At 72.6% G+C, this 24,444-nt stretch carries 22 protein-coding genes; 11 read left to right on the top strand and 11 right to left on the bottom strand.

What is annotated here, in order from left to right; translation table 11 throughout:
• The first annotated feature begins 1 nt into the window (after position 1).
• From ABZT18_RS22605 to ABZT18_RS22615, 3 genes are read left to right on the top strand one after another with little or no spacing between them, the layout of a single operon-like run.
• Positions 2-1,054, top strand: a complete 1,053-nt coding sequence (locus ABZT18_RS22605) for a MoxR family ATPase (RefSeq protein ID WP_354994861.1) — start codon at positions 2-4, stop codon at positions 1,052-1,054.
• Position 1,055: 1 nt separating this feature from the next.
• Positions 1,056-2,354: a DUF58 domain-containing protein gene (locus tag ABZT18_RS22610; protein ID WP_354994862.1), complete on the top strand. Its 1,299-nt coding sequence runs from the start codon at positions 1,056-1,058 to the stop codon at positions 2,352-2,354.
• Between the two features lie 16 nt (positions 2,355-2,370).
• Positions 2,371-4,845, top strand: a complete 2,475-nt coding sequence (locus ABZT18_RS22615) for a DUF3488 and transglutaminase-like domain-containing protein (protein ID WP_355252458.1) — start codon at positions 2,371-2,373, stop codon at positions 4,843-4,845.
• 805 nt (positions 4,846-5,650) lie between these two features.
• On the opposite strand, the gene ABZT18_RS22620 is transcribed toward ABZT18_RS22615, so the two are convergent.
• Together ABZT18_RS22620 and ABZT18_RS22625 are read right to left on the bottom strand one after the other, a co-directional pair.
• Positions 5,651-6,019 (bottom strand): hypothetical protein, encoded by a 369-nt coding sequence (locus ABZT18_RS22620; RefSeq protein ID WP_354994864.1) that lies wholly within the window; start codon positions 6,017-6,019, stop codon positions 5,651-5,653.
• 701 nt (positions 6,020-6,720) lie between these two features.
• On the bottom strand, positions 6,721-7,122 hold the full coding sequence (locus tag ABZT18_RS22625; RefSeq protein ID WP_354994865.1) for a winged helix-turn-helix domain-containing protein: 402 nt from the start codon (positions 7,120-7,122) through the stop codon (positions 6,721-6,723).
• A 372-nt stretch (positions 7,123-7,494) separates the two neighbouring features.
• Between ABZT18_RS22625 and ABZT18_RS22630 the strand changes: the two genes are divergently transcribed.
• Positions 7,495-7,713, top strand: a complete 219-nt coding sequence (locus ABZT18_RS22630; RefSeq protein ID WP_354994866.1) for a flavin reductase — start codon at positions 7,495-7,497, stop codon at positions 7,711-7,713.
• Positions 7,710-7,883, top strand: coding sequence for a hypothetical protein (locus tag ABZT18_RS22635; RefSeq protein WP_354994867.1), 174 nt, complete (start codon positions 7,710-7,712; stop codon positions 7,881-7,883). Before ABZT18_RS22630 ends, ABZT18_RS22635 begins: the two co-directional genes overlap by 4 nt.
• 267 nt (positions 7,884-8,150) lie before the next feature.
• Here ABZT18_RS22635 and ABZT18_RS22640 read toward each other — a convergent pair whose 3' ends face one another.
• The 9 genes from ABZT18_RS22640 to ABZT18_RS22680 all read right to left on the bottom strand — a co-directional run bounded on the left by ABZT18_RS22640 (position 8,151) and on the right by ABZT18_RS22680 (position 18,745).
• Positions 8,151-8,552 carry a DUF3040 domain-containing protein gene (locus ABZT18_RS22640; protein ID WP_354994868.1) on the bottom strand — a complete coding sequence of 134 codons (402 nt, stop codon included), beginning with the start codon at positions 8,550-8,552 and terminating at the stop codon, positions 8,151-8,153.
• Between the two features lie 116 nt (positions 8,553-8,668).
• Positions 8,669-9,928, bottom strand: a complete 1,260-nt coding sequence (locus tag ABZT18_RS22645) for a DNA polymerase IV (RefSeq protein ID WP_354994869.1) — start codon at positions 9,926-9,928, stop codon at positions 8,669-8,671.
• A 62-nt stretch (positions 9,929-9,990) separates the two neighbouring features.
• Positions 9,991-11,163 carry a nucleotide pyrophosphatase/phosphodiesterase family protein gene (locus ABZT18_RS22650; RefSeq protein WP_354994870.1) on the bottom strand — a complete coding sequence of 391 codons (1,173 nt, stop codon included), beginning with the start codon at positions 11,161-11,163 and terminating at the stop codon, positions 9,991-9,993.
• Positions 11,160-11,930: a methyltransferase domain-containing protein gene (locus ABZT18_RS22655; RefSeq protein WP_354994978.1), complete on the bottom strand. Its 771-nt coding sequence runs from the start codon at positions 11,928-11,930 to the stop codon at positions 11,160-11,162. Before ABZT18_RS22655 ends, ABZT18_RS22650 begins: the two co-directional genes overlap by 4 nt.
• The gene (locus ABZT18_RS22660; RefSeq protein ID WP_167454721.1) at positions 11,927-12,103 is read right to left on the bottom strand and encodes a hypothetical protein; all 177 of its coding nucleotides are present in this window, start codon (positions 12,101-12,103) and stop codon (positions 11,927-11,929) included. Before ABZT18_RS22660 ends, ABZT18_RS22655 begins: the two co-directional genes overlap by 4 nt.
• Positions 12,104-12,196: 93 nt before the next feature.
• Positions 12,197-15,610, bottom strand: coding sequence for an error-prone DNA polymerase (locus tag ABZT18_RS22665; RefSeq protein ID WP_354994871.1), 3,414 nt, complete (start codon positions 15,608-15,610; stop codon positions 12,197-12,199).
• A gap of 186 nt (positions 15,611-15,796) precedes the next feature.
• Positions 15,797-17,359 carry a DNA polymerase Y family protein gene (locus ABZT18_RS22670; RefSeq protein ID WP_354994872.1) on the bottom strand — a complete coding sequence of 521 codons (1,563 nt, stop codon included), beginning with the start codon at positions 17,357-17,359 and terminating at the stop codon, positions 15,797-15,799.
• A gap of 40 nt (positions 17,360-17,399) precedes the next feature.
• Positions 17,400-18,197 (bottom strand): hypothetical protein, encoded by a 798-nt coding sequence (locus tag ABZT18_RS22675; protein ID WP_354994873.1) that lies wholly within the window; start codon positions 18,195-18,197, stop codon positions 17,400-17,402.
• 98 nt (positions 18,198-18,295) lie between these two features.
• Positions 18,296-18,745 carry an SAV_6107 family HEPN domain-containing protein gene (locus tag ABZT18_RS22680; RefSeq protein WP_354994874.1) on the bottom strand — a complete coding sequence of 150 codons (450 nt, stop codon included), beginning with the start codon at positions 18,743-18,745 and terminating at the stop codon, positions 18,296-18,298.
• A gap of 442 nt (positions 18,746-19,187) precedes the next feature.
• Between ABZT18_RS22680 and ABZT18_RS22685 the strand changes: the two genes are divergently transcribed.
• Genes ABZT18_RS22685 through crtI form a run of 6 tightly spaced genes read left to right on the top strand, consistent with a single transcriptional unit; the run spans position 19,188 to position 24,441 of the window.
• The gene (locus ABZT18_RS22685; RefSeq protein ID WP_354994875.1) at positions 19,188-19,676 is read left to right on the top strand and encodes a YbaK/EbsC family protein; all 489 of its coding nucleotides are present in this window, start codon (positions 19,188-19,190) and stop codon (positions 19,674-19,676) included.
• Positions 19,673-20,410 (top strand): monooxygenase, encoded by a 738-nt coding sequence (locus ABZT18_RS22690; RefSeq protein WP_354994876.1) that lies wholly within the window; start codon positions 19,673-19,675, stop codon positions 20,408-20,410. Before ABZT18_RS22685 ends, ABZT18_RS22690 begins: the two co-directional genes overlap by 4 nt.
• Positions 20,407-20,958, top strand: a complete 552-nt coding sequence (locus ABZT18_RS22695; protein WP_354994877.1) for a GNAT family N-acetyltransferase — start codon at positions 20,407-20,409, stop codon at positions 20,956-20,958. Before ABZT18_RS22690 ends, ABZT18_RS22695 begins: the two co-directional genes overlap by 4 nt.
• A complete protein-coding gene (locus ABZT18_RS22700) occupies positions 20,955-21,818 on the top strand; it encodes a carotenoid biosynthesis protein (RefSeq protein ID WP_354994878.1) in 864 nt (287 codons plus the stop codon). Before ABZT18_RS22695 ends, ABZT18_RS22700 begins: the two co-directional genes overlap by 4 nt.
• Positions 21,815-22,942: a glycosyltransferase family 2 protein gene (locus tag ABZT18_RS22705; RefSeq protein WP_354994879.1), complete on the top strand. Its 1,128-nt coding sequence runs from the start codon at positions 21,815-21,817 to the stop codon at positions 22,940-22,942. Before ABZT18_RS22700 ends, ABZT18_RS22705 begins: the two co-directional genes overlap by 4 nt.
• 11 nt (positions 22,943-22,953) lie before the next feature.
• Positions 22,954-24,441 carry a phytoene desaturase family protein gene (gene crtI / locus ABZT18_RS22710; protein ID WP_354994880.1) on the top strand — a complete coding sequence of 496 codons (1,488 nt, stop codon included), beginning with the start codon at positions 22,954-22,956 and terminating at the stop codon, positions 24,439-24,441.
• Positions 24,442-24,444 lie beyond the last annotated feature (3 nt).

The following is a 24,444-nucleotide window of genomic DNA, read 5'->3' on the forward strand; positions in this document are numbered from 1 at the left end:
CGTGACACAACAGACCTGGGACGAGGTGGGCGGCCTACTGCCGCACGACGAGTTCCGCGCTGCCAGCGAGGCCATCGTGGCCAACATCGAGCAGGTCATCGAGGGTAAGACCGCCACCGTGCGGCTCGCCCTGGCCGTTCTGCTCGCCGAGGGCCACCTCCTGATCGAAGACGTCCCGGGTGTCGGCAAGACCAAGCTGGCCAAGGCCCTCGCGCGGTCCATCGACTGCACGGTGCGGCGCATCCAGTTCACCCCTGACCTGCTGCCCAGCGACGTCACCGGGGTCAGCGTCTACAACCAGGAGACGCACGACTTCGAGTTTCGTCCCGGCGCCGTGTTCGCCAACCTGGTGGTCGGCGACGAGATCAACCGGGCCTCGCCGAAGACCCAGTCGGCGTTGCTGGAGTGCATGGAGGAACGGCAGGTCACCGTCGACGGCGTGACGTACCAGTTGCAGACCCCGTTCATGGTCATCGCTACCCAGAACCCGATCGAGATGGAGGGGACCTACCCGCTGCCCGAGGCGCAGCGCGACCGGTTCACCGCCCGCATCGCCATGGGTTACCCGGACTCCAGCGCCGAGATGGCAATGCTCGACGGGCACGGCGCGACCGACCCTCTGAACGACCTGCGCGCGGTCTCCGACGCGGCCATCGTCCGGCAGCTCATCGCCACCGTCCGGCAGGTGCACGTCGCGGACGCGGTCAAGCAGTACGCGATCGACCTGGTCACCGCCACCCGCGAAGCCCCCGACCTGCGGCTCGGCGCCTCCCCCCGGGCGACCTTGCAACTGCTGCGCACCGCCCGGGCGGTCGCCGCCCTGGAGGGCCGCGACTACGTCCTCCCCGACGACCTGCAGGCCCTCGCGGTGCCGGTGCTCGCGCACCGGATCATTCCGACCGCCGACGCGCAGCTCGCCCGACGCACCACCGACGCGATCGTCTCCGAGTTGGTGCACCGCCTGCCGCTGCCGCACGACCGGCAGCGCAATCCGTACGACACCCGGCCCGCTTCCGGCAACGGCCGCGCGCCCTACGAGCCGCGGAGGCCATGACGTGCGTGCCGGGCTGCGCGGGCTGACCACCCGCGGGCGCTCCTTCCTCGCCGCTGCGGTCGCGGCGGCGATCTCGGCCGGCATCCTCGGCGAGCAGGACCTGCTCCGGGTGGCTGTGCTGCTGGCAATCCTGCCGTTGCTGGCCGCGGCCTACGTCGGGCGCAGCCGCTACAAGCTCGCCTGCAACCGCTCGCTGGACCCGCACCGGGTCCCGGTCGGCGCCAACTCCCGGGTGGTGCTGCGCCTGCAGAACCTCTCCCGGCTGCCGACCGGCACCCTCCTTCTGGAGGACCGCCTGCCGTACGCGCTGGGCAGCCGGCCCCGCGTGGTGTTGGAGCGGCTCGGCGCGCACCAGGCCAGTTCCGTGGCGTACACCGTGCGGGCCGACGTGCGGGGCCGCTACGACGTGGGTCCGCTGGTGGTCCGGATGACCGACCCGTTCGGCCTCTGCGAACTCACCCGGTCCTTCCCCAGTTCCGACCACCTGACGGTCATCCCGCAGGTCACCCCACTGCCGTCGGTCCGGCTTCCCGGGGAGTACGCGGGCAGCGGCGACAGCCGGGCCCGCTCGGTGGCGGTGCACGGCGAGGATGACGCGGCGACCCGGGAGTACCGGCGCGGCGACGACCTACGCCGGGTGCACTGGAAGTCCACCGCCCGTACCGGCGAGCTGATGGTGCGCCGCGAGGAGCAGCCGTGGGAGAGCCGCGCCACGGTCGTGCTGGACACCCGGGCCTACGGTCACCGCGGCGAGGGGCCGACGGCCAGTTTCGAGTGGGCCGTCTCCGCCGCCGCGAGCATCGCCGTCCACCTGCGGCAGGCCGGCTACAAGCTGCGCCTGGTCACCGGCTCGGACGTGGATGTGGACGCCTCGGAGGCCGGCGGTGACGGGGCGCTGCTCGACCACCTCGCGGAGGTGCGGCTCGATCAGCGTGCCGAGTTGACCGGCCTCGTGCAGCGGGTCCGGCAGCGCGCCGACGGCGGTTTGATCATCGGACTGTTCGGGACGGTGAGCGTGGCCGAGGCCGAGCTGTTGGCCGGGCTGCGGGGCAACGGCGCCACCTGTGTCGGCTTCCTGCTGAACAGCTCTACCTGGCTCAGCCTGCCGGAGAAGGCGCGGGCCGAGGCGGAGCACGCGCACGGTGCCGCCGTCCTCGCCATGCTGCAGAGCGGCTGGCGTGTGGTCGGCGTCGACCACGGCGCCCGACTGCCGGCGCTGTGGCCGCAGGCCGGCCGGGGTTCCCAGGGCTTCGCCCTGCGCGCCGCGCTGGCCGAGACGGTCGCCGGCGGCGTGCGATGAACGGAAGGTTCCCCTCATGATCGCCAGTCGGAACACCGGCGTGGTGGCCGCCGCCGCCACGCTGCTGGCCGCCGCGCCACTGTCGGCCATCTTCCAGAGCTGGACGTGGTTGATCGAGTCCATCATCGCGGTCGCCGTGGTGGCCGGTGCGGCGGCGTTGACCCGGCTCGTCCGGGCACCACTGTGGGGTCAGGTGCTCGGCATGCTGGCCGGCCTGGTGCTCGCCCTGACCTGGCTTTTCCCGAGCGGCGAGGAGCTGCTCGCCTTCCTGCCCGCGCCGGGCACGTTCGCGCACTTCGCCGATCTGCTCGCCGGGTCCACGCAGGACATGCGCTCGTACGGAGTCGAGGTCCCGGACACTGACCCGCTCTTGTTCATCGCCGTGCTCGGCGTCGGCGGGGTCGCCGTGCTGGTGGACGTACTTGCCGTAGGGCTGCGCCGGCCCGCGCTGGCGGGGCTGCCGATGCTCGCCATCTACTCGGTACCGGTCGCCGTCTACGTGGACAGCGTCCCCGCGGTGCCGTTCATGGTGGGTGCCGCCGGTTACCTCTGGCTGCTGGTCACCGACAACGTCGACCGGGTACGCCGGTTCGGGCGCCGGTTCACCGGTGACGGCCGCGACGTCGACGTGTGGGAGGCCTCGCCGTTGGCGTCCGCCGGCCGTCGGCTCGCGGCGGTCGGGGTGGCCCTGGCGGTGGTGCTGCCGCTGGCGGTGCCCGGCATGACCGGCGGGCTACTCGACTCCCTCAGCCGGGGGCCCGGTAACGGCAACGGTAATGGCAACGGCTCGGGCGGTACGTCGGGTCGGATCGACCTGTTCGCCTCGCTCGCCGGCCAACTCAACCAGTCCGAGGTGGCCGACCTGGTCAAGGTGACCACGTCCGAGCCGAACCCGTTCTACCTGCGCTACGCCGTCGCGGACGAGCTGCGCCCGAGTGGTTTCCAGGCGCGCAACCCGACCGGCCGACCGACCAACCGGGACCTGCCGGATCCGACCGAACGCGCCGACCGAGGGGTGCAGCAGACCTCCTACCGGGCGACCGTCGAGGTCACCAAGAGCCTGAGCATGTCCCTGATGCCGGTGTACGCCGAGCCGATACGCACCGAGGGCCTCAACAGCAACTGGCTCTACGACGCCAACCAGCAGGTCGTCTTCTCCAACCGGGAGAACTCCCGGGGCCGGAAGTACTCCTTCGACTACATCCGCTCGACGTACTCTCCGGCGGCGCTGCGAGCCGCGCAACCGCTGTCGGCGGACCACACGGTACGCCGACAGCTGACCGCCACCCCCGGGCCGGTGCCCGAGGTGGAGGAGCTGGTCAAAGGGCTGGTCCAGGACAAGCGCACCGACTACGACCGGGTGCTGGCGATCTACCAGCACTTCTCGGCGGACAACGGATTCAGCTACCGGCTCAGCACCGCGAGCGGCAGCAGCGGTCAGGACATCGTCAACTTCCTGACCAACAAGGTCGGCTACTGCCAGCAGTACGCGGCCGCGATGGCCTGGCTGGTCCGCTCGGCCGGCATCCCGGCCCGGGTGGCGTTCGGGTTCACCAACGGCAGCAAGCGCGACGGTGACACCTTCACACTGACCAACCTCAACCTGCACGCGTGGACCGAGGTCTACTTCAACGGGGCCGGCTGGGTGCCGTTCGACGCCACACCGGCGTACGGGGTGCCGGGCTCCACCCGGTCGGCCTGGGCGCCGGACACTGACGCGCCGGAGCCGTCCGCCCCGGACACCGGTGTCACGGACACCCCGGCGGGCCCCGACGCGTCGGCTGGTCCGGCCGGACCGGACAACGCCGACCGGGACACCGACGACGGGCTTTCCCTCGGCGGGACGACCCCGGACGAGCAGCCACCGGTCTGGCCCTGGTGGACGGCGGGCCTGCTGGCCCTGCTGATGCTGCTCGCAATTCCCGCTCTGCGCCGGCTGGCGTTGCGCCGTCGGCGAGGTGGCCAGGCGGCGAGCCCCGCGGTGGCCGCCACCACCGTCGACGACGGCACCGACCCGGGAACGCGACTGGTGGTGGTCGGCGCGGACGCCAACGCGGCCCGCGCGGACGCGCATGCCGCCTGGGCGGAGCTGCTTGACACGCTGGTGGACTTCCGGGTCCCGGTCGACCTGACCGAGACGCCCAGGGCGACCGCGGACCGGCTTGTCCGGGACACCCTCAGCGACGACAGCGCCGCGATCGAGTCAGCGCGGCTGCTCGGCCGGGCGGAGGAGCGGGCCCGCTACGCGCGAAATCCGCTGACCGGTGAGCGGTTGCTGCCGGCGCTACGCGCGGTCCGTGGGACGCTCGCCGCGCGGGCGAACCGACGGACCCGCCTGCTCGCCGCCGTGTTGCCGCCGTCGGTGCTGCTGCGGTGGAGGACCACCCTCGCGGACACGTCGGGCCGGATGGCGGCGCTGACCGGGCGAGCCCGGTATCGGCTGTTGCGCTGGAACCCCCGACGGCTGCTGGCCGATCGGGCGGCCCGCTGACCAACGCCCGTCCAGCTAAGGGGCGGCGGTCCACCGATCGCCGCCCCCGCCAGCCCTGCACTCACCGACCCGCGTCACTACGGTCGTGGGTGCAAGATAACGGCCCAGCCCTCCCTATAGGAGGCGCCAGCTCGCCGACGAATGTGAGGCCCGGCGGAGCTACGCTTTTTATAGCGTCGAGAATTTGAGCGCGGACGAGTTGCTTACACCAAGCTCATTGAATCGTCGATTAAGGGGCCCCTCCGAATCCGCTTAGCCGGTGGTGCTAGCTCAGGAATAGCCCTAAGCTCTACACGCTCTACACGCTCCACCTGCTGTCGAAGCGCAGGCGTTGCAGCCTGCCCGGCCTTGCGGTTGAGTGGGCGAGAGTTTTTGAGCCAAAGGCGGAATGCGACGAGCCAACCCGATAGGGAGCACCGTTTGAGGTAGGAGGAGTTCGCCTCTCGAAACTCGTTGAAGTACCTCAGCAAGACTTTACGGTCACTTGGGCGAACTCCATCGTCAAGCATCTGATCAGTGATTGACGGAAGTTCCACGTTACGCAGCAGGTAAACAGCGATCAATACGTCAGCAAGAGTGTGGCGTCGGGTGTTCCTGATGTGGGTTTCAATCACGTGCAATAGCACCGTTGCACCACGGCTAAACTCAATGTTGCCAGCCAGCAGCTCGTCAACTAGCGAGTCCCTGATGTGCCATAGCTGGTTTCGAAACCTGCTGTGCTGCCAGTTGGTGTACTGAAAGATCAACCCGAATGGCAGAAATGATGCCGCTATCAGTATTAAAAATATGGTGCCGGATGCTGCGCTCATCGTGACGTCTCCTCAGGAGCAGGGTCTGACTCCTGCAAGGACTCGACCGCGGGCGGCTGCGCCTGGCGCTGTATCAGGGCGCCATGTTCAAGTTTGTCGTTTCTGGAGCGTAGGCGGTCGATCTCCCTCTTCCGCTCATGACTCCGTCGTGCCGTAATGCCCCAGCCCACCGACAGTAAAATAGATATAGCTAAGGTTATGCTTACTGTGACCGAGAAGTTTGTTTGCTTGCCAGCAATATTGCGCGAAATCTTCTCTATCACGCTCAGTGGAATGAAGGAGGCTGCAATCCAAAGCCCAACCTTAAAACCATCGATCCCGCGCACTATTAACTGGTACTTAAGTCGCATGGCCTCTAACGCCATGTCTCGTTTAGGCTGTTGGGAGCCTTGGCGTTTGCGCGGAGTCGCCTTTGACTCGCGTCGAGGCGATGGGGCTTGGGCCATGAAACGCAGGGTAGCGGAGGTATTCCCCTTCGTGTCCACCCCGCTTGTCAATGTGTCGGGTACCCGACTGAATCTCCTGCCATGAACAAGAGTCACTTTCCTCGCCCTCTATGCATCTCTTCCCAAACTCGCTTTAGTAACGATCCGGGCTTTCTTGCGTCGCGGGACAACCCCGAGGTCAAGATCCGGCCCCAGGGGAGGGACATACGTGTCTACACGAGACCAGATTAGCGCCAAGGCTGAAGACTGGCATCCCCGTTGCGGCGCGTCAGCTTGACGATCTGGTCAATTAACCACTCTCGATCGCCACCTCGTCGTCGCGATCTTGAGGCCGCACGGAGGCGGGACGGATGCGGCCTCTCACCGCAGCAGAGTGGACGCCAGGGGTACTGCGGTGCCCGCACCCGCGTGCGTGCCGTTGCGTGCCCGATCCGACGGTTGACGAGAGTCAACGCCGAGGCAACAAGAAGGCAGCGTGAGTCTCGATGCGGGTCGGCCCGAAACATCAACCGATGATGGCGGCCACTTGGTCGCCGACGACGGCCACCACCAGTTGGCAGTAGCCGACAAGTTGAGACCGCATCCCCCCAGTGGGGCTCGCCAACGGCGGCGGGGAGCGGTCAGCGGCCGACGCGGATGCGGTCGGCGGCGTACACCTCGCGTGAGCCGTCGGCGCGGAAGATCACGATGACCGGGATGCCCTCGCCGATTTCGAGTTCGCGCCGTTCGGCGGGGGTGGGCATCCGAGCGGTGGCGGTGTCGCCCTTGAGGAGGGACACCGTTTCGGTCGGCTCGTCGGCGCGGACGAACGTGCCGCGCGGTGGTTCCACGATCACGAGTCCTTCCGACCGGAGTAGCGCTACCGCTTGTCGGACGCTCGTGCGGCTCAGCCCGTACTCCTGAGCCAACCGCAGCTCGCTGGGAAGCGAGGCCCCGGGCGCGAGGTCGCCAGACGCGATCCGGTCTCGCAGGAGGTCTGCGAGCTGCCGGAACACGGCGCGATCCGCGCTGGGGTCGATCACGAATGTGACGCTACGTGTCCAACAGTTCTACATCTTATTGTATCTACAGTCCTACGTCGTTACGGTGACATGAGCTAGGACAACAGCCGGCGACCGGCTCCGCCCGCCCGTGAGATCGACAAACGCTCCGAGGGGAGACCCGGTGCCTCGCGTGTCGTACGAGGAGTACTTGGTGGCCGTCGCGCTGACCCTGGCGAGGCGGCACCGGCCGGTCTGGTCATGGCAGCGATGGCGGAAGGTCTGCCGATGCGGGGGCAAGTTGCCCTGCCATACGAGGCATCGGATCCCGATCAACCGAGATCACTGGCCGGCAGAGGACGGCCGGTCGTCCGCTCCGTTATCGGAACCGCCGGCCGAGCGGGAGACGCAGAAGTGACGACCCACCTTCCGATCACGCCAACCTGGACCTGCGGTGGCTGCGGTGCCGACTGGCCCTGCCACACCCGCCGTCGAGAACTGTGCGCGGAGTACGACCGAGCCCCGGTGTCACTCGCCCTGTACCTGGCAGCCCAGCTCGTCGACGCCGCCCAGGACTTGGCCCACGTCCCCGCCGGCCACCTGCACCACCGATTCCTCGGCTGGACCCGATGAGCATCATGCGACCCGGCGACGAGAAGTTCCACTACAGCGACGGCTCCCACAAATGGATCCCACCCGACCCCGACTACGACCAGGAGGTCTGGGACGAGCAGGTCCGCCAGCACAAGCACGGCCACCTGAGGAACGAGCGCCCAAAGGTGCGCGTCCAGCGCCTCGTCTGACGCCAGCAGTACAGCAGCGAAGTACAGCAACCGTGCCAGCCAAAGGACCGGGACGAACGCCAACAGGTCGGAGATCTCGCACGGCACCCGACCCGGCCGGCACGCTGGCAACCCGCCAGCCCTGCCCTGCCCGGGCACGCATCACGAGCCGGGGAGCGGCGCAATCGTCAGCGGGAGAGGGCGCGCGGATACGACCGAGGTCGCCGGGGGCTATGCCCGGCGACCCGCTCGTCGCGGCGTACGGCCCGCCTCAGCGGCGGGGCCGGCTCAGCGGTGTCCCTCCGGGCGCTGCCGCCACCTGTCCTCCATGCGGTCCAGGAGCGACGACCGGCGACCGGATCGGCCACCACCGCGGGAACGGCGACGACTCGTCGTGCCGCCTACCACGTGCAGGTCGGGTGACTGCGCCCTCCGGTGCGACTGCACCGCGAACGCGGCCGACGCCAGCATGACGACGAAGCCCGCCACCGCCAGCGGTGGAGTCTTGATCACCGCGCCATAGACCAGTAGAGCCAAGCCAGCGATTATCACGCCGGCGGCGACGAGCAGGCGACGCCGCGCATGGAAGCGCGGATCGCTGGCGCGCACGGCCGAGGCGAATTTGGGGTCCTCGGCAAGCGACCGCTCGATCTGCTCGAACAGCCGCTGCTCGTGCTCCGAGAGCGGCACGGCACTCCTCCCCGGTCACGTTGGTCGGGCCCACTCGGGCCGACAGACCGTGGCAGCCAACCGGCTGCTTACCCGCAAGTCTACGAGGGGGGTCGCGCGTCGGAAAGCGGGACGACCTACGGGTGGGGTGGATTTTCGTTTCGGCGGGGATCACGGTCGCCCATCAGACTGGCCGGACCTATGACGGACCGCCCGAAACGGGCAGCAGCGGCGTCCGCGGCAGCTTCCGCTTCCCGCCAGCCATGTTCGGGCGCGCCGAGGGTGAGCTGCCGGGGCGCGCCCTGCGCCGAGGCGAGCCCTTCGACCCGGACACCGACGAGTCGGATCCTCTCGCCCGGGTCCAATGCGGTGTAGAGCACCCAGACCGTGTCGAACATCTCGCGGGCGGTGTCGGTGGGCACGTCGAGGGTGCGGGAGCGGCTGACGGTGCGAAAGTCGGCCAGGCGGACCTTGAGTGAGACGGTGCGCCCGACCTGCCCGGAGCCCCGCAGCCGGACGCCGACCTTCGCGCTGAGCGCGAGCAGTGCACGGCGGATCTCCAGCGGGTCGGACACGTCGACGTCGAAGGTCACTTCCGCGCCGATCGACTTGTCGACGTGCTCGGGGCTGACCTGGCGTGGGTCCCGTCCCCAGGCCAGCTCGTGCAGGTGCGCCGCCGAGGCGGCACCGACCGCTCGGCGGAGCATGCCCACCGGCGCCTCGGCGAGGTCGCCGACGGTGGCCAGGCCGAGCCGGCGCAGGGCCTCAGCCGCGCGCTCCCCCACCCCCCACAGCGCGTTGACCGGCAGCGGGTGCAGGAAGTCGAGCACCTGCCCGGGTGGCACGACCAGCAGGCCGTCCGGCTTGGCCCGGGTGGAACCCAGCTTGGCCACGAACTTGCTCGGCGCCACCCCGACCGAACAGGTCAGCGCCTGCTCGTCGGCGACCCGGCGGCGGATCAGCCGGGCGATGGTGGCCGGGGAGCCGAAGAGTCGGCGGGCGCCGGTCACGTCGAGGAACGCCTCGTCGAGGGAGAGCGGCTCGACCAGTGGGGTGACGTCCCGGAAGATCTGCATGACCGCCCGGGAGGCGGCGTTGTAGGCGGTGAATTCCGGTGGCAGGTAGACCGCGTGCGGGCAGCGTGCCCGGGCCTGGCTGGTCGGCATCGCGCTGCGCACGCCGTACCGGCGGGCCTCGTAGCTGGCCGAGCTGACCACCCCGCGCGGCCCGATGCCGCCGACGACCACCGGCTGGCCGCGCAGCTCGGGTCGGCGGCGCACCTCGACGGCGGCGAAGAAGGCGTCCATGTCGACGTGCAGGATCGGACTGCCGGAGTCGTCGGCGTCCGGCCCGAAGCGCGGATCGTCGCCCCGGGGCAACGACTGACTGCGGCCCATCCCGGCAGGTTAACCCGGCGGTACGACACCACCAGCCGTCGGCGGGCCGGACCGTGCGCCGGTCAGCCGCGCACGACCAGCAGCGGCACGGTCAGCTCCGCGGCGGTGTCCGACCCGTGGTACGCCACCAGTCGCGACGCCATCGGTCGTTCGGTGCGGCTGGCCATGACCGCGTACGTGTCGTTGCAGGTGACCACCACGTCGCCGATCCGATCCAGGTGCTCCTCGGGCACCGGCCCGAACCAGCCGGTGGCCACCACCTCGTCACGGGTGTGCACGCGCGCCGCGGCACCCAGCACCTCGGACCAGGCGGCCCTCACGTCGTCGACCGCGCCCGGCTCGACGTGCAGGTAGCGGACCCGGGCCTCACCGGCCACCAGCCGCACACCGGCGCGCAGTCGCGGATCGGTGTCCAGGTCGAAGCGGTGCGCGGCGGGAATGTCGAGCTGGCCGTGGTCGGCGGTCACCAGCAGCGCCGCGTCCGGCGGCAGCCCGTCGACCAACCGGGCGAGCAGGGTGTCCACCTCGGTGGCGGCGATCCGCCAGGGCGCCGAGTCGACGCCGCTGAGGTGACCGTGCCGGTCCAGGTCGGCGTGGTAGCCGGAGACCAGGGTGGGCCCGGAGCCGGCGGCCAGCGCGGCCAGCATGGTGGCGGCCACCGCGTCCCCACCGGCGGCGCCCCGGAAGTCACCGCCCCGGTTGGCGGCCAGGGTCAACCCACTGCCACCGAACTCCGGCCGGCTCACCACGGTCACCGTCACGCCGGCGGCCCGGGCCCGCTCCAGCTGGGTGGGCACCGGCTGCCAGCACAGCGGCGACGGGTCGGCGGCCCAGTCGGTGTGGGTGAGCACCCGATCGGTGCCGGGCACCCGCACGGTGAAGCCGAGCACCCCGTGCGCGCCCGGCGCGACGCCGGTGCCCAGCGACACCAGACTGGTGGGTGTGGTGGACGGGAAACCGGCGATGAGCGGCCGGGCCACCGTCGCCGCGAGCCCGGCGAGGGTCGGCGCGTACGGCGCGGCGGTCGGCAGCTGGTACCAACCAAGCCCGTCGACCAACAGCACGGCGATCCGGCGTACGCCGGCCAACGCGGGGACGAGCCCGAGGGGGTCGGCCGCGCCGGGCACGCCCAGCACGGCGAGCGCGCTGGGCAGCACATCGGCGAGACGGCCGCCGCCGTGGTCCGGCCCGAGGACCTCCAGCGGCGCCGGCGCACCACCCGGCTCGGCGATCATGCCGGCCGGCGGGCGAACAGGTGCAGTTGGGCGGCCAGGTCCCGGTACGGCGTTTGGGCGGCCAGCGCACGTTCCAGCTCGACGAGGGCGGCGGACTGCCCATCGGCGACCGCGGCCGGCAGCAGGTCGGCCAGCACGCGTACCCCGTGGATCTCCTCGACCACCAGCCCGGCGGCGTCGAGCAGCGCGGCGGCGCCGGGGGCGTCGTAGCGCCGGCGCAGAGTGTCCCGTGGCCCGGCGGTGCCAGCCGGATCGGCGGCCAGCGCGGTCGCGACGTCCAGGTGACCGTTCATCGCGCGGCCCAGCACGGCGGCCGCCCGCCCGGCCACCAGAACACTGGCCGCGCCGCCGGGACGCAGCGCGGTGGCCAGCGCGGCCACCACCGGCGTCGGGTCGTCGACCACCTCCAGCACGGCGTGGCAGAGCACCAGGTCGACGCCGGCCGGCTCGACCAGCCCGGCCAACGCGTCGCCGTCGCCCTGGACTGCGGCGATCCGGTCGGCCACCCCGGCCTCGGCGGCCCTGCGGGTGAGTGCGGCCAGCGCGTCGGGGCTGGCGTCGACCACGGTGACCCGATGGCCGGCACGGGCCAGCGGGACGGCGAAACCGCCGGTGCCACCACCCACGTCCAGCACGGTGAGCTCGGCGTCGCCACGCCGGTCCAACTCGGCGCGGAGCACCGACCAGATCACGGCGGTGCGGGGTGTCAGCGGCGGCCCGGCGAACCGGCCTCGGGTCTGCTCCACCTGGTCGAGCCTAGTGGTCAGGACTCGGTGCCCTCGACCTCGTCCTCCGCCCGGGACCGGCGCTCGTTGGCCACCGGACCGTTGGTCACCTCGTACTCGCGGGGGTCGGCGAGGTGCGATGGCACCCAACCGGCACCCAGCCGGGTCCGCCGGGCATTGGCGATTCCACCGGTGTACGCGTGATTCCCCGTCACTGTCATTCCCCCTCATGGATCACGGGCCGCTCTGCCCGCTCGGGAGGAGTCTCCCGCTCAACGGCGCAGGAAACCGTAATGTGGATCACTCTGTCAGCGGAAGTCACGGGAGGCGGGACTGACCGGTGGCTCGATGGCGTCCAGCCGGTCGGCGACCAGGTTGGTCACCCCCTCGTGCCGCTCCAGGCGCCCCCGGACCACCAGCGCGGCGCTGGTCCGGGCCACCCGCCGGTAGCGCTGCCACAGCCCCGGCGAACAGGTGACGTTGAGCATCCCGGTCTCGTCCTCCAGGTTGAGGAAGGTGACCCCGCCCGCGGTCGCCGGGCGTTGCCGGTGGGTGACGATGCCGCCGACCCGGATCCGTTGCCCCGGCTCCACCCGGCCGAGCCGGGCGATCGGCACCGCGCCCAGCACGTCGAGCTGACCCCGGATGAACCGGGCCGGATGGCTCTCCGGTGACAGCCCGGTGGCCCACACGTCGGCAACCAACCGGTCCACCGCCTCCATCCCGGGCAGCGTGGGCGCCGCCGCGCCGGTCACCGTGCCGGGCAGCCGGCCCGGCCGGTCCTGGGCAGCCGCGCCGGCGGCCCACAGCGCCTGCCGCCGGGTCAGCCCGAAACAGGCGAAGGCGTCCGCGGTGGCCAGCGCCTCCAGTTGCGCGGCGGTGAGACCGACCCGCCGGGCCAGATCAGGCATGTCACGGTACGGCCCACCGGTGGCCCGTTCGGCCTCGATCCGCTCGGCCACGTCGGCGCCGAGGGTCCGTACGCTGGACAGGCCGAGTCGGACGGCCGGGCCTCCCAGCCCCCAGGCGTGCGGCGGCTCCCCCGGCCCGCTGCCCCACCGGGTGTCCGGGGTGGACTCCAGCACCGCCTTCGCCCCGCTGGCGTTGATGTCCGGACGGCGGACCTCCACCCCGTGCCGGCGGGCGTCGTCGACCAGGGTCTGTGGAGAGTAGAAACCCATCGGCTGGGCGTTGAGCAGCGCGGCCAGGAACGGCGCCGGGTGGTAGCGCTTGAGCCAGGAGCTGGCGTAGACCAGGTAGGCGAAGCTCATCGCGTGGCTCTCCGGGAAGCCGTAGCTGGCGAACGCGGTGAGCTTGCGGTAGACGTCGTCGGCCAGCTCACCGGCGATGCCCCGCTCGGCCATCCCGGCGTAGAGCCGATCGGCGATGCGGGTCATCCGCTCGACCGACCGTTTGGCGCCCATCGCCCGGCGCAGTTGGTCAGCCTCGGCCGCGTCGAAGCCGGCCAGGTCGATGGCGAGCTGCATCAGCTGCTCCTGGAACAGAGGCACACCCAGGGTCTTCTCCAGGGCGTTGCGCATCAGCGGGTGCGCGAAGGTCACCGGCTCCTGGCCGTTCTTACGCCGGATGAACGGGTGCACCGAGCCGCCCTGGATCGGGCCGGGCCGGATCAGCGCCACCTCGACCACCAGGTCGTAGAACTCGCGGGGCTTGAGCCGGGGCAGGGTGGCCATCTGGGCGCGGCTCTCCACCTGGAACACCCCGACCGAGTCGGCCCGGCAGAGCATGTCGTAGACCTCCGGGTCGTCCAGGGTCATGTCACCGAGGTCGAGCCTGGACCCGATCATGTCGTAGCCGTAGTGCAGGGCGGAGAGCATGCCGAGGCCGAGCAGGTCGAACTTGACCAGGCCCACAGCAGCACAGTCGTCCTTGTCCCACTGGAGCACGCTGCGCCCGGGCATCCGCCCCCACTCCACCGGGCAGACCTCGATCACCGGCCGGTCGCAGATCACCATGCCGCCGGAGTGGATGCCCAGGTGCCGCGGGAACGTCTGCAACTCGTTGGCGTACTCCACCACCTGCTCGGGGATGTTCTCGACGTCGACCGTGGCGACCGAGCCCCACCGGTCGATCTGCTTGCTCCAGGCGTCCTGCTGCCCCGGTGAGTAGCCGAATGCCTTGGCCACGTCCCGCACCGCCGACCGGGGCCGGTAGGAGATGACGTTGGCGACCTGAGCGGCGTGCTCCCGGCCGTAGCGGGTGTAGACGTGCTGGATCACCTCCTCCCGGCGGTCGGATTCGATGTCGACGTCGATGTCCGGTGGGCCGTCCCGCTCCGGGGCGAGGAACCGCTCGAAGAGCAACCGGTGCCGGACGGCGTCCACGTTGGTGATCCGCAGGGCGTAGCAGACCGCCGAGTTGGCCGCCGAGCCCCGGCCCTGGCAGTAGATGTCCTGGTCACGGCAGAACGTCACGATGTCGTAGACCACCAGGAAGTAGCCGGGGAAGCCCAGCTCCTCGATCATGTTCAGCTCGTGGTCGAGTTGCGCGTACGCCGCCGGGTGCGCCTGCGGAGGGCCGTAGCGCTCCCGTGCGCCGTCGGCGGTCAGCTTTCGCAACCAGCTCATCTCCGTGTGCCCCGGCGGCACCGGGTACGCCGGCAGCTGCGGCGCGACCAACTGGAGGTCGAAGGCCAACTCGGCGCCGAACTCCGCGGCCCGAGCCACCGCACCCGGGTACGCGGCGAACCGGGCCGCCATCTCCGCGCCGCTGCGCAGGTGGGCGGTGGCCGCCGCGGGCAACCAGCCGTCGATCTCGTCCAGGCTGCGTCGGGCCCGGACGGCGGCGACAGTGGTGGCCAGCCGACGCCGGCCAGGGCTCGCGTAGTGCACGTTGTTGCTGGCCACCGTCGGCAGCCCGGCTGCGGCGGCCAACTCGGCGAGCGCGTCGTTGCGGTCGGCGTCGACAGGGTGACCATGGTCGGTCAGCTCCACCGCCACCGTCTCCGCGCCGAAGAGCGCGGTCAGCCGGTCCAGCTCGTGGGCCGCCGCGTCCACCCCCTCGGTGAGCAGCGCCGCCGGCACGTGCCCCTTGCGGCAGCCGGTCAGCACCAGTACATGGTCACGCAGTTCCTCGGCGACCTCCTCCAGCTCCCCGTAGACCGGGCGGCCCTTCTCCCCGCCGCGCAGCTGGGCGCGAGCGATGGTGGTGGCGAGCCGGGCGTACCCCTCATGGCCGTGCGCGAGCACCAGCAGGTGCGCGCCGTGCGGATCGGGTTCGCCGTTCTGCGGGCCGGGCAGCCCGAGGGAGAGCTCCGCGCCGAAGATGGTCGGCAGGCCCAGCGTACGAGCCGCCTCAGCGAAGCGGACCACCCCGTAGAAGCCGTCGTGGTCGGTGACGGCGAGTGCGGTGAGCCCCAGCCGGGCCGCCTCCTCGGCCAACTCCTCGGGGTGGCTGGCGCCGTCGAGAAAGCTGAAGTTGGTGTGCGCGTGCAGCTCCGCGTAGGGCACCACACCGTCGGGGCGGGTCAGCTCCGGCGCCTCGTAGTGCTGGCGCTTGCGGCTCCAGGCCGGGGAGTCGCCACCGTCGGCGTCCACGGCGAGCGGGTCCACCACGTGCAGGTGCCGATCCTCGCGCGACCGCCCGCCGCCGGACCCGCCCGACCTGCCGGAGCCGCCCGACCTGCGGGAGCCGCCGCTGACCGACCCGGAGAGCACCTGCTCCAGCTCCGACCAGGGCATCTTCGGGTTGTGAAAGCTCATCGAGCCGCCCCCACGGGTGGCCGGATCCCGACGGTCGGCTCGGCCGGCTCGGCCGGCTCGGCCGGCGAGAGGGTCGGTGAGCGATATACCTGAGAGTCATAGACATGCCTGACAGGCATATCGCTCGCCCGGGCATCCGCCTCCGGCCTGGAGCCGACCGACCACCCCGGACGGGACCGGACCAGCTCAGTCATAGATCGCCTCCACCAGCCACTGCCCGGCCTCGACGGCGAGCAGCAGAGCGGTGCCATCGGCGAGGCCGACCTGGAACCGGGCCCGACGGCGGGCCTCGGCCGACGCCCACCAGCGCTCGTCCACCGGCCACGGGCCGGCCCAGCCCACGATCTCCGCCGGTCGGCCGGTGCCGACCACCAGCCGGGCCGGTGGGGCGCTCACCGCCAACCGGGCGCTGATCACCACCGGCTCGCCAGCGGCGTCGTGCACCGTCGCCGCGAGCGGGCTGGGCAGCACCACCGCCGGTGCGGGCGCCGGGAGCCGACCGGGCCACGGCGGAGCACCGGGACGGGTGGGAAGGCGTTCGTCGCCCCACGGCACCAGTCGCACCTGGTCGGCCGGGGAGCGCCCACCGCCGAGCACCGCGGTGACCACCGCTTCCGGCCCGAGGATGCCCTGCACACGGCTCAACGCCCGGTGCGCCCGTTCCCGCTCCTCGCCGGTCTCCCCCCAGAGGCCGGCTTGCAGACCGGCCTGGGCGATCACCCCGTCCGGGATCAGTCGCAGCCGGATGATGCCGGCCGTCGGTCGGGCCGGTCGGGCGCCAGCGCGACCGTTGCTGCCGGAGAGCCAGCCGTCGAGCTGCCAGCGCACCCGGTCGGCGATGGCCGCGGCGGTGAGCAGGCCATCGTGCCGCCACACCCGGTGCAGCTCCTGCCCGTGCTCGGTGACCGCCTCGATGCCGAGCCGGGTGCAGGCCAGCCCGTGCCCGGCCAGCCGCTCGTGCAGTTGCTCAGCCAGCGCCCGGGCCACGAACGCCGCCGCGTCGACCCGGTCGATCGGCTCGTCGTGCTCGGCGGTCACCGTCAGGTCGGCCGGCGGCTGCCGGACGGCGAGTGGGCGGTGGTCCCGCCCGGCGGCCAGCCGATGGGCCAGCGCACCGTCGAACCCGAACCGGGCCAGCACGTCGCCCGCCGGCAACGCGGCGAAGTCGCCGAGGGTACGCACCCCCAGCCGGCGCAGCAGGTCGGCCAACGCCGACCGGCCAAGCGCCTCGACCGGCAACCCGGCCAGGAACTCCGGTGTCCCGCCCGGTGCCACCACCCGGCCAGCGCGAGCGGCCAACCCGGCCGCGAACACCCCGTCGGCGATGCCGACCTGACTCTCCACCAGGCACGACTGGGCGACGTGCTCGATGATCCGCTCGGCGGCCGCCTCCTCGCCGCCGAGGTAACGGCTCGGCCCCCGGGCGGCCACCGCGCAGGCGCCCGGACGGACCACCTCGACGCCGGCGACCAACTCCTCCACCGCGGCGACCACCGGCTCGAACGCCCGGGCGTCCCGGCCCGGGTCGTACTCCACGACGGTGAGCTGCGGGCAGCGCCCCTGCGCCTCCCGCTTGCGCAGCCCTCGGCGCACCCCCTCGGCGCGGGCCCGCTCGGAGCAGGCGACCACCCGGTTGGCATGCAGCACGGCGACCGGGCCGGTCGCCGGCACCCCGTCGACGATCTCGGCGGCGAGCACCGGCCAGTCCGGGCACCACAGCAGCAGGGTCCGTGCCGGCGAGCCGGTCACCGCGGCCCTCCCGGGCCGGACTCGGACCTGACCACTGACGTCACGCCGGACCAACCAGGGTGAGTGCGCTCTGGCGGGCGGCGTCGGTGCGAGCCCGGTCACCGGCCGGCGGCACCGGGCGGGGCCGGCCAGCGAGCGGCGCGGCCAGGCGGCCCACGGTCGACGGCACCGTACGGGGGATCACCCGGGTCAGCTCGTCACCCGGGAGCCAGACCTTGATCTCCTTGGGTCGGGCAGCCGCCCCGCGCCCGCGCGCCGAGACGGTGACCTCCCGGCGGCGCAGTCGCCCCCGGCCCTGCCCGAGCCCTTCCCAGACCCCACGGACCACCTGCAGTGTCACGTCCGCGCCGTCCCACCGGCCGTACGGGACGAGCACGCTGCCGCGCTGCCGGGCCCGGGCAGCCAACCGGGTGGCGACCGAGGTGGAGACCGTGGCCGGTACGGCGGTGACCACGACGTCCACCCCGTCGATCAGCGCGGCGATCACGGTGGCCCACTCGGGGCCGGGATTCGGCACCAGGGCCAACCGGTCCAGGGCAATGCCCAGCTCAGCGGCTGCGCCCGCACCGAACGTCGGCACACCGACCACGGCACACCACGAGCCGGCCCGGGACGCCTCGGCGAGCAGGGCCAGCATCAACGAGGTGCCACCGCTGCGCCGGGGCTGACCGGCGGCGACCGCGATGGTGCTGCCCCGGCGCAGGCCGCGGTTGGGCAGCAGACCGGTCAGCTCGGGCACCACCGGCAGCACCCGGTGGCCGCCGACCGGGTCGGGTGCGCTCGCCGGGCGCACCAGATCGGCCAGTGCGGCGGAACCGACCACCATGCGGCCCGCCATTGGACCAACCCCCCGTCGTTGCTGTGGAACAGATCAGGACCGGCACGCGCCACCGGCCGCCCGGCTCCCCCCGCAGGGCAGCCGGTGGCGCGGCGGGATCAGGCGGCAAGGCCGTCCAGGGCCGGTTGGTGGGCCACGCCGAGCGCGGTCTCCACCACCGTGACGAACTGTTCGGCCGCACGGAGCAGGTCGTCGGCCTCCCGGGCGCTGACCACCCGGGGGATGCCGGCCTCGGCGGCGGCGCGCTTGCTGGCCCCGGCGGCGAAGAACCGGGCCCACTCGTCGAGCTCCGGAGCGACGGCGCAGAGGAGGACCCAGACGCTGGTGATCCGGTTGCGCCGGCTCGGCGCGGGCCGGGCACGGGCGGCGAGCAGGGCGGCCGCCGCGCGCAGCGCCGCCAGGTGGGCAGCCGCGTAGCGCAGGCCGTCAGGTCGGGTCTGGCTGGCCTCGACCAGCCCACGCCGGGCCAACGTGAGGAGCTGGGCGGGGGTGCGGTGCGGCAGCACGTGCGCCGGCACCGTCGGTGCCTGAGCCGGGTTGGTCGGCATGGTGTCTCCTCCACATGGCCGGGGCGTCGCCTCGGCGCGCTGGTGCCGCCGAGAAGACTCCGAGGTCGGGTGGTGCGGAGGAAGACGCACCGGGTGTGGCCGGCCGGGTGTGGATGCTTCCCCACACCACACCCGGCCGGCGTACCGGCGGGTTCGTCGCCCGCCGCCCGGGGGTCGTGGGCGGCGGGCGACGCTCCTGCCTGTCGGGACCAGGCTCGCGACTGCCCGGAAACCCAGGTGCGGCCCGCGGAGCCGCACCGGCCGGAACTGGCGCCGCGAAACGCCGCGCTCCGGCTGGTTGGAACGGGCGTTCGAGGCAATCGAACACTCGTTCTAACTACTGCTGACAGTACACCTCCCCTCCGACGAAAATGCAACGTGTGACGCGCCGCCCGGTGCACCGGGGTGAACCCGGCAACCGCGGACCGGGAAGAATGGCGGGATGCAGCCACACCCGAACGTACGGGCGGTGCAGGACGCGCTCGACGGCACCGGCGCGCTCGACGGCGCCGGTGATCCCAGCACGGTCCGCCTGCTTCCCGACGCGGTGCACACCGCCTCGGCGGCCGCCGAGGCGCTCGGCGTCCAGGTCGGCCAGATCGCCAACTCGCTGATCTTCGACGCGGACGACGCGCCGCTGCTCGTGCTCACCTCCGGCGCGCACCGGGTCGACACCGCCCGCCTGGCGGCGTCGATGGGGGTCACCCGGCTGCGCCGGGCCACCCCGGAGTTCGTCCGGGCGCACACCGGGCAGCCGATCGGCGGGGTCGCCCCGATCGGGCACCCGCACCCGCTGCGCACCCTGGTGGACACGGCGCTGGTGGCGTACCCCGAGATCTGGGCGGCGGGTGGCGTGCCGCAGGCGGTCTTCCCCACCACCTACGCAGAGCTGCTGCGAGTCACCGCCGGCACCCCGGCCGACGTGGCGTGAGCACCGTTCCGGAGCTGGTCACGCTGCACGTGTGGCGGACCTCCCGTGGCGCGCTGCCCAGGGCGCTGACCCGGATGGCGATGGACCCGCGCCGGTTGCGCGCCCTCCCGGGCGCCCGGTTCGGCAAGCTGCTGGGCACCGGGACCGGCACCGGATTCGGGCCGGGGGACGCCGACCTGACCCGGTGGGCGGCGCTGACCGTCTGGGACTCCCCCGCCGCGGCGGCCGGCTTCGACGACTCGCCGGTCGGGCGCGCCTGGGCACGCATCGCCCGCGCCCAGGCCCGGGTCGACCTGCGCCCGCTGACCAGCCGGGGCGAGTGGTCCGGCCAGCGGCCGTTCGGCGACCCGTCGGGCGGCCGGGTCACCGGCCCGGTGCTGGCACTGACCCGGGCTCGGCTGCGGGCCCGCCGGGCAGCCACCTTCTGGCGGGCGGTCCCCCCGGTGGCCGCCGCACTGCGCGACGCGCCCGGGCTGCTGGCCCGGTTCGGGGTCGGGGAAGCGCCGCTGGGTTGGCAGGGCACGGTGAGCGTGTGGCGCGACCCGACGGACCTGGTGGCGTTCGCGTACCGTCACCCGGAGCATCGGGCGGCGATCATGCGAACCCCCACCGCGGGCTGGTACGCCGAGGAGTTGTTCGCCCGATTCGAGGTGCGCGACGTGGTCGGCGACCGGACGGTGCTCGGATGGGTCGCCGACGGCGACCCCGGAACGGTGAAGGGTGGACGGGCATGAGGTTGGTGCGCTGGACGCCGGACGATCTCGTCCGGCGGCTGGACGACGTGGTGGCCGTCTACGGCGAGGCGATGGGATACCGCACCGATCTGCTGGAGGCCCGGCGCGGTTACATCGCCACCCACGTCCGCCGGCCGGGTTTCCGGGCGGTCGCCAGCCTGACCAGCGAGGGTCATCTCGCCGGCTTCGGCTACGGCTACCTGGGCGCCTCCGGCCAGTGGTGGCACGACCAGGTGCATCGAGCGTTGGACGCTCCGACCCGTAAGCGCTGGCTCACCCACTGCTTCGAGGTGGTCGAGCTGCACGTCCGGCCACCGGCGCAGGGGCACGGCCTGGGCACCGGCCAGCTGCGCGCGCTGCTCGGCATGGCCGAGGGCGACACCGTGCTGCTGTCCACCCCGGAGGCCGACGAGCAGACCTCACGGGCCTGGCGGTTGTACCGGCGGTTCGGCTTCGTCGACGTGCTGCGCGACTTCCACTTCCCCGGCGATGAGCGACCGTTCGGCGTACTCGGTCGGGACCTGCCGCTCGATCCACCGGCGTCATGACCCGGCGGATCTCCTGGACGCTGCTCGGCGTCCTCGTGCTCGCCCAGATCTGCTACCCCCTCACCACCGGCGCCACCCGGGCCGGGCTCACCGTGGCCACCGTCGTCCTCGGTTGGCTGCTCTCGGTCGGCCACGCGCTGCTCAGCCGGGGCCCGCGGGTCGCTGCGGCGCTGGTCGCGGTGGCCACCGGCGGCGGGTTCGCGATCGAGGCGATCGGGGTGGCCACCGGTGTCCCGTTCGGCAGCTACGACTACTCCGGCGAGCTGGGCCCCAAGCTGGCCGGAGTGCCGCTGATCATTCCGCTGGCCTGGACCTGGATGGCCTGGCCGGCCTGGCTGGCGGCGGTCCGACTGACCCGTGGTGCGACCGCCCTCGGCGACGGAGCAACGGGCGGGTCGGCGATCGGGCTGCGGGTACGGCGGATCGCGCTGGCCACGGTGGGGCTGGCCGCCTGGGACCTCTTCCTCGATCCGCAGATGGTGGCCGAGGGCTACTGGGTCTGGCGGAACGCCACCCCGGCGCTGCCCGGCCTGCCCGGCATTCCGGTCAGCAACTACCTGGGCTGGCTGCTCTTCGCGGTGCTGATGATGAGCGCGCTGCGCCCGTTGGCCGGCCCGACCGCCGGGCACACCGACCAGCGGGATCACCCGATGATCGCGCTCTACCTGTGGACGTACTTCTCCAGCATCCTGGCCCACGCCGTCTTCCTGGACCTGCCCGCCTCGGCACTCTGGGGCGCGGCCGGCATGTCGGTGACCGCCGTACCGCTGGCGGTGACCCTGCTGCGCGACCGCCGGGGCCGTGACTCCGGCCGGGAGGACCACCAGCCGCACCGCACCGGCGTCGACGCGACCCGATGACCGTCCTGCTCGCCCTGCTGATCGCCGTCGCCGCGTTGACCGCGCACACCTGGCTCAACGCTGCCCACTGGCTGCGCCGGCCCACCGACCGACCGGACGAGGTCGACGAGCCGGTCGCCGTGCTGCTGCCGCTGCGCGACGAGGCCACCCGGGTCACCGGATGCCTGCGCGCCCTGCTCGCCCAGCGCGGCGTGCCCGGGCTGCGCATCGTGGTCCTCGACGACGGGTCCACCGACGGCACCGCCGACGTGGTCCGCGCGATAGCCGGCGACGACCCCCGGGTCACGCTGCTCACCGGGGTCGCCCCGCCGCCGGGCTGGCTGGGCAAGCCGCACGCCTGCTGGCAACTGGCCACTCGGGTCGACCCGGCCGCCACCGCGCTGGTCTTCGTCGACGCCGACGTGGTGCTCGCCCCGCACGCCGTGGCCGCGGCCGTCACCGAGCTGCGCGCCGCCCGCGCGACGCTGCTGTCGCCGTACCCCCGGATCGTGGTGGCGACGGCGGCCGACCGGCTGGTGCAGCCGCTGCTGCAGTGGCTCTGGCTGACCTTCCTGCCGCTACGCGCGATGGAGCGTTCGCCACGGCCGTCGCTGGCCGCGGCGGGCGGTCAGTTCCTGGTGCTGGACCGGGCCGGCTACACCGCCGCCGGCGGGCACGTCGCGGTCGCCGACAAGATCCTGGAGGACGTCGAGCTGGCCCGGGCGGTCAAGCGGTCCGGTGGGCGGATCGCCCTGGCTGACGGTTCCCGGCTGGCCACCTGCCGGATGTACGACGACTGGCCGCAGTTGCGTGACGGGTACTCGAAGTCGCTCTGGGCGTCGTTCGGGCACCCGGGAGCCGCGGCGGCCGTGGTGGCGTCGCTGCTGCTGCTCTACACCGCCCCACCGCTGATCGCGCTGGTGGGGCTGGCGGCCGGCGCGCCGGGGGTGGCCGCCGTGGGCCTGGCCGGCTACCTGCTCGGCGTGGCCGGGCGGGTGCTCACCGCACGGGCGACCGGGGGTCGGTGGTGGCCCGACGCGCTCGCACACCCCGTGTCGGTCGTGGTCCTCGGTTGGTTGACCCTGCGGTCGTACCATCTGCGGAAGCGACACCGCCTGACCTGGCGGGGCCGCTCGGTCAGCTAGGAGGGCGAGGCATGGCGCGGATCGTGGTCATCGGTGCCGGGGTGGGTGGCCTCGCCACCGCCGCCCGGCTGGCCGCCACCGGGCACCAGGTGACCGTCTTCGAGCGGGCCGGCACGGTCGGCGGCAAGCTCGGCCGGTACGCACACGACACACCGGCCGGGTCGTTCCACTTCGACACCGGTCCGAGCCTGCTCACCCTGCCCGAGGTCTTTCAGGACCTGTTCGAGGCGACCGGGGCGAAGCTCGACGAATACCTGGACCTGGTCCCGCTGGACCCGATCGTCCGGCACGTCTTCGCCGACGGCGGTCCGACGTTGGACTCCTGCTCCGACCCGGTGGAGTTCGCCACCCGGATCGGGGCCGCCTTCGGTGACCGGGCGGCAACCGACTGGCAACGGCTGTGGCACCGAGCCACCCGGGTGTGGAACGCCTCCTCGCGGGACATCCTGCGCCGTACCGTCGACTCCCCCCGCGACCTCGCGTCGCTGGCCTGGCGCGTCGGCGACCTGGCCGCCATCGCCCCGGGCCGCACTCTGCGCGGGTTGGGCCGCCGGCACCTGTCCGACCCCCGGCTGCGGATGCTGCTGGACCGGTACGCCACCTACACCGGCGCCGACCCCCGGCGGGCACCGGCGGCGCTGGTCGCGGTCCCGTACGCCGAGCTGACCTTCGGCGGCTGGTATCTGCGCGGCGGGTTGGGCACCCTCGCCGACGCGCTGCTGACGCGCTGCCTGGACCTCGGCGTGGTCGTACAGACCGACGCCACGGTGACCCGGATCGACGCCACCGGCGGCCGGGTGCACGGGGTACGCCTCGCCGGCGTCACCCCGCCGGTGCCCGCCGACGTGGTGGTGGCCAACGTGGACGCTCTCACCGTCTACCGTGACCTGCTGCCGCACCCGCGTCGGCTGGCCGGGCTGACCGACCGCAGCCTCGCCGGCTTCGTGCTGCTGCTCGGCGTCTCCGGCAGCACCGGGCTGGCCCACCACAACGTCTTCTTCCCCGACGACTACGACGCGGAGTTCGACGCGATCTTCGGCGACCCCGGGCGCGGCGTACGGGCCCGACCGGCGGCCGACCCGACGGTGTTCGTCACCGTGGCCGACGACCCGATGGTCCGCCCGGCCGGACACGAGGCATGGTTCGTGCTGGTCAACGCCCCTCGGCAGGGCACCGCAGCGGGCGCGGTCGACTGGCGACGCCCGGGGCTGGCCGACGCGTACGCCGATCGGGTCCTGGACGTGCTGGCGCGGCGCGGCGTGGACGTACGCGACCGGCTGCTGTTCCGCGAGGTCCGCACCCCCGCCGACCTGGACGCGGCGACCGGCGCGCCGGGTGGCTCGATCTACGGCACCGCCGGTGGGCTGCTCCGTCCCGCCAACCGGGGCCCGGCGAGCGGGCTGTGGCTGGTGGGCGGTTCCACCCACCCGGGCGGTGGGTTGCCGATGGTGACCCTCTCCGCGCAGATCGTCGCCGACGAGATCGGCCCCGCCTGGTAGGAC

The organism is Micromonospora sp. NPDC005291, from assembly GCF_040607415.1.
Taxonomy (GTDB): Bacteria; Actinomycetota; Actinomycetes; order Mycobacteriales; family Micromonosporaceae; genus Micromonospora.

What these genes read in the sequence shown, in the direction of transcription:
- ABZT18_RS22650 (WP_354994870.1), bottom strand. Translation starts at nt 11,163, where the DNA reads ATGATCGCCGAGCCGGGTGGTGCGCCGGCGCCGCTGGAGGTCCTCGGG.
- ABZT18_RS22620 (WP_354994864.1), bottom strand. Translation starts at nt 6,019, where the DNA reads ATGGCGTTAGAGGCCATGCGACTTAAGTACCAGTTAATAGTGCGCGGG.
- ABZT18_RS22645 (WP_354994869.1), bottom strand. Translation starts at nt 9,928, where the DNA reads ATGGGCCGCAGTCAGTCGTTGCCCCGGGGCGACGATCCGCGCTTCGGG.
- ABZT18_RS22635 (WP_354994867.1), top strand. Translation starts at nt 7,710, where the DNA reads ATGAGCATCATGCGACCCGGCGACGAGAAGTTCCACTACAGCGACGGC.
- ABZT18_RS22615 (WP_355252458.1), top strand. Translation starts at nt 2,371, where the DNA reads ATGATCGCCAGTCGGAACACCGGCGTGGTGGCCGCCGCCGCCACGCTG.
- ABZT18_RS22665 (WP_354994871.1), bottom strand. Translation starts at nt 15,610, where the DNA reads ATGAGCTTTCACAACCCGAAGATGCCCTGGTCGGAGCTGGAGCAGGTG.
- ABZT18_RS22680 (WP_354994874.1), bottom strand. Translation starts at nt 18,745, where the DNA reads ATGCCGACCAACCCGGCTCAGGCACCGACGGTGCCGGCGCACGTGCTG.
- ABZT18_RS22705 (WP_354994879.1), top strand. Translation starts at nt 21,815, where the DNA reads ATGACCGTCCTGCTCGCCCTGCTGATCGCCGTCGCCGCGTTGACCGCG.
- ABZT18_RS22695 (WP_354994877.1), top strand. Translation starts at nt 20,407, where the DNA reads ATGAGGTTGGTGCGCTGGACGCCGGACGATCTCGTCCGGCGGCTGGAC.
- ABZT18_RS22685 (WP_354994875.1), top strand. Translation starts at nt 19,188, where the DNA reads ATGCAGCCACACCCGAACGTACGGGCGGTGCAGGACGCGCTCGACGGC.
- ABZT18_RS22675 (WP_354994873.1), bottom strand. Translation starts at nt 18,197, where the DNA reads ATGGCGGGCCGCATGGTGGTCGGTTCCGCCGCACTGGCCGATCTGGTG.
- crtI (WP_354994880.1), top strand. Translation starts at nt 22,954, where the DNA reads ATGGCGCGGATCGTGGTCATCGGTGCCGGGGTGGGTGGCCTCGCCACC.
- ABZT18_RS22700 (WP_354994878.1), top strand. Translation starts at nt 20,955, where the DNA reads ATGACCCGGCGGATCTCCTGGACGCTGCTCGGCGTCCTCGTGCTCGCC.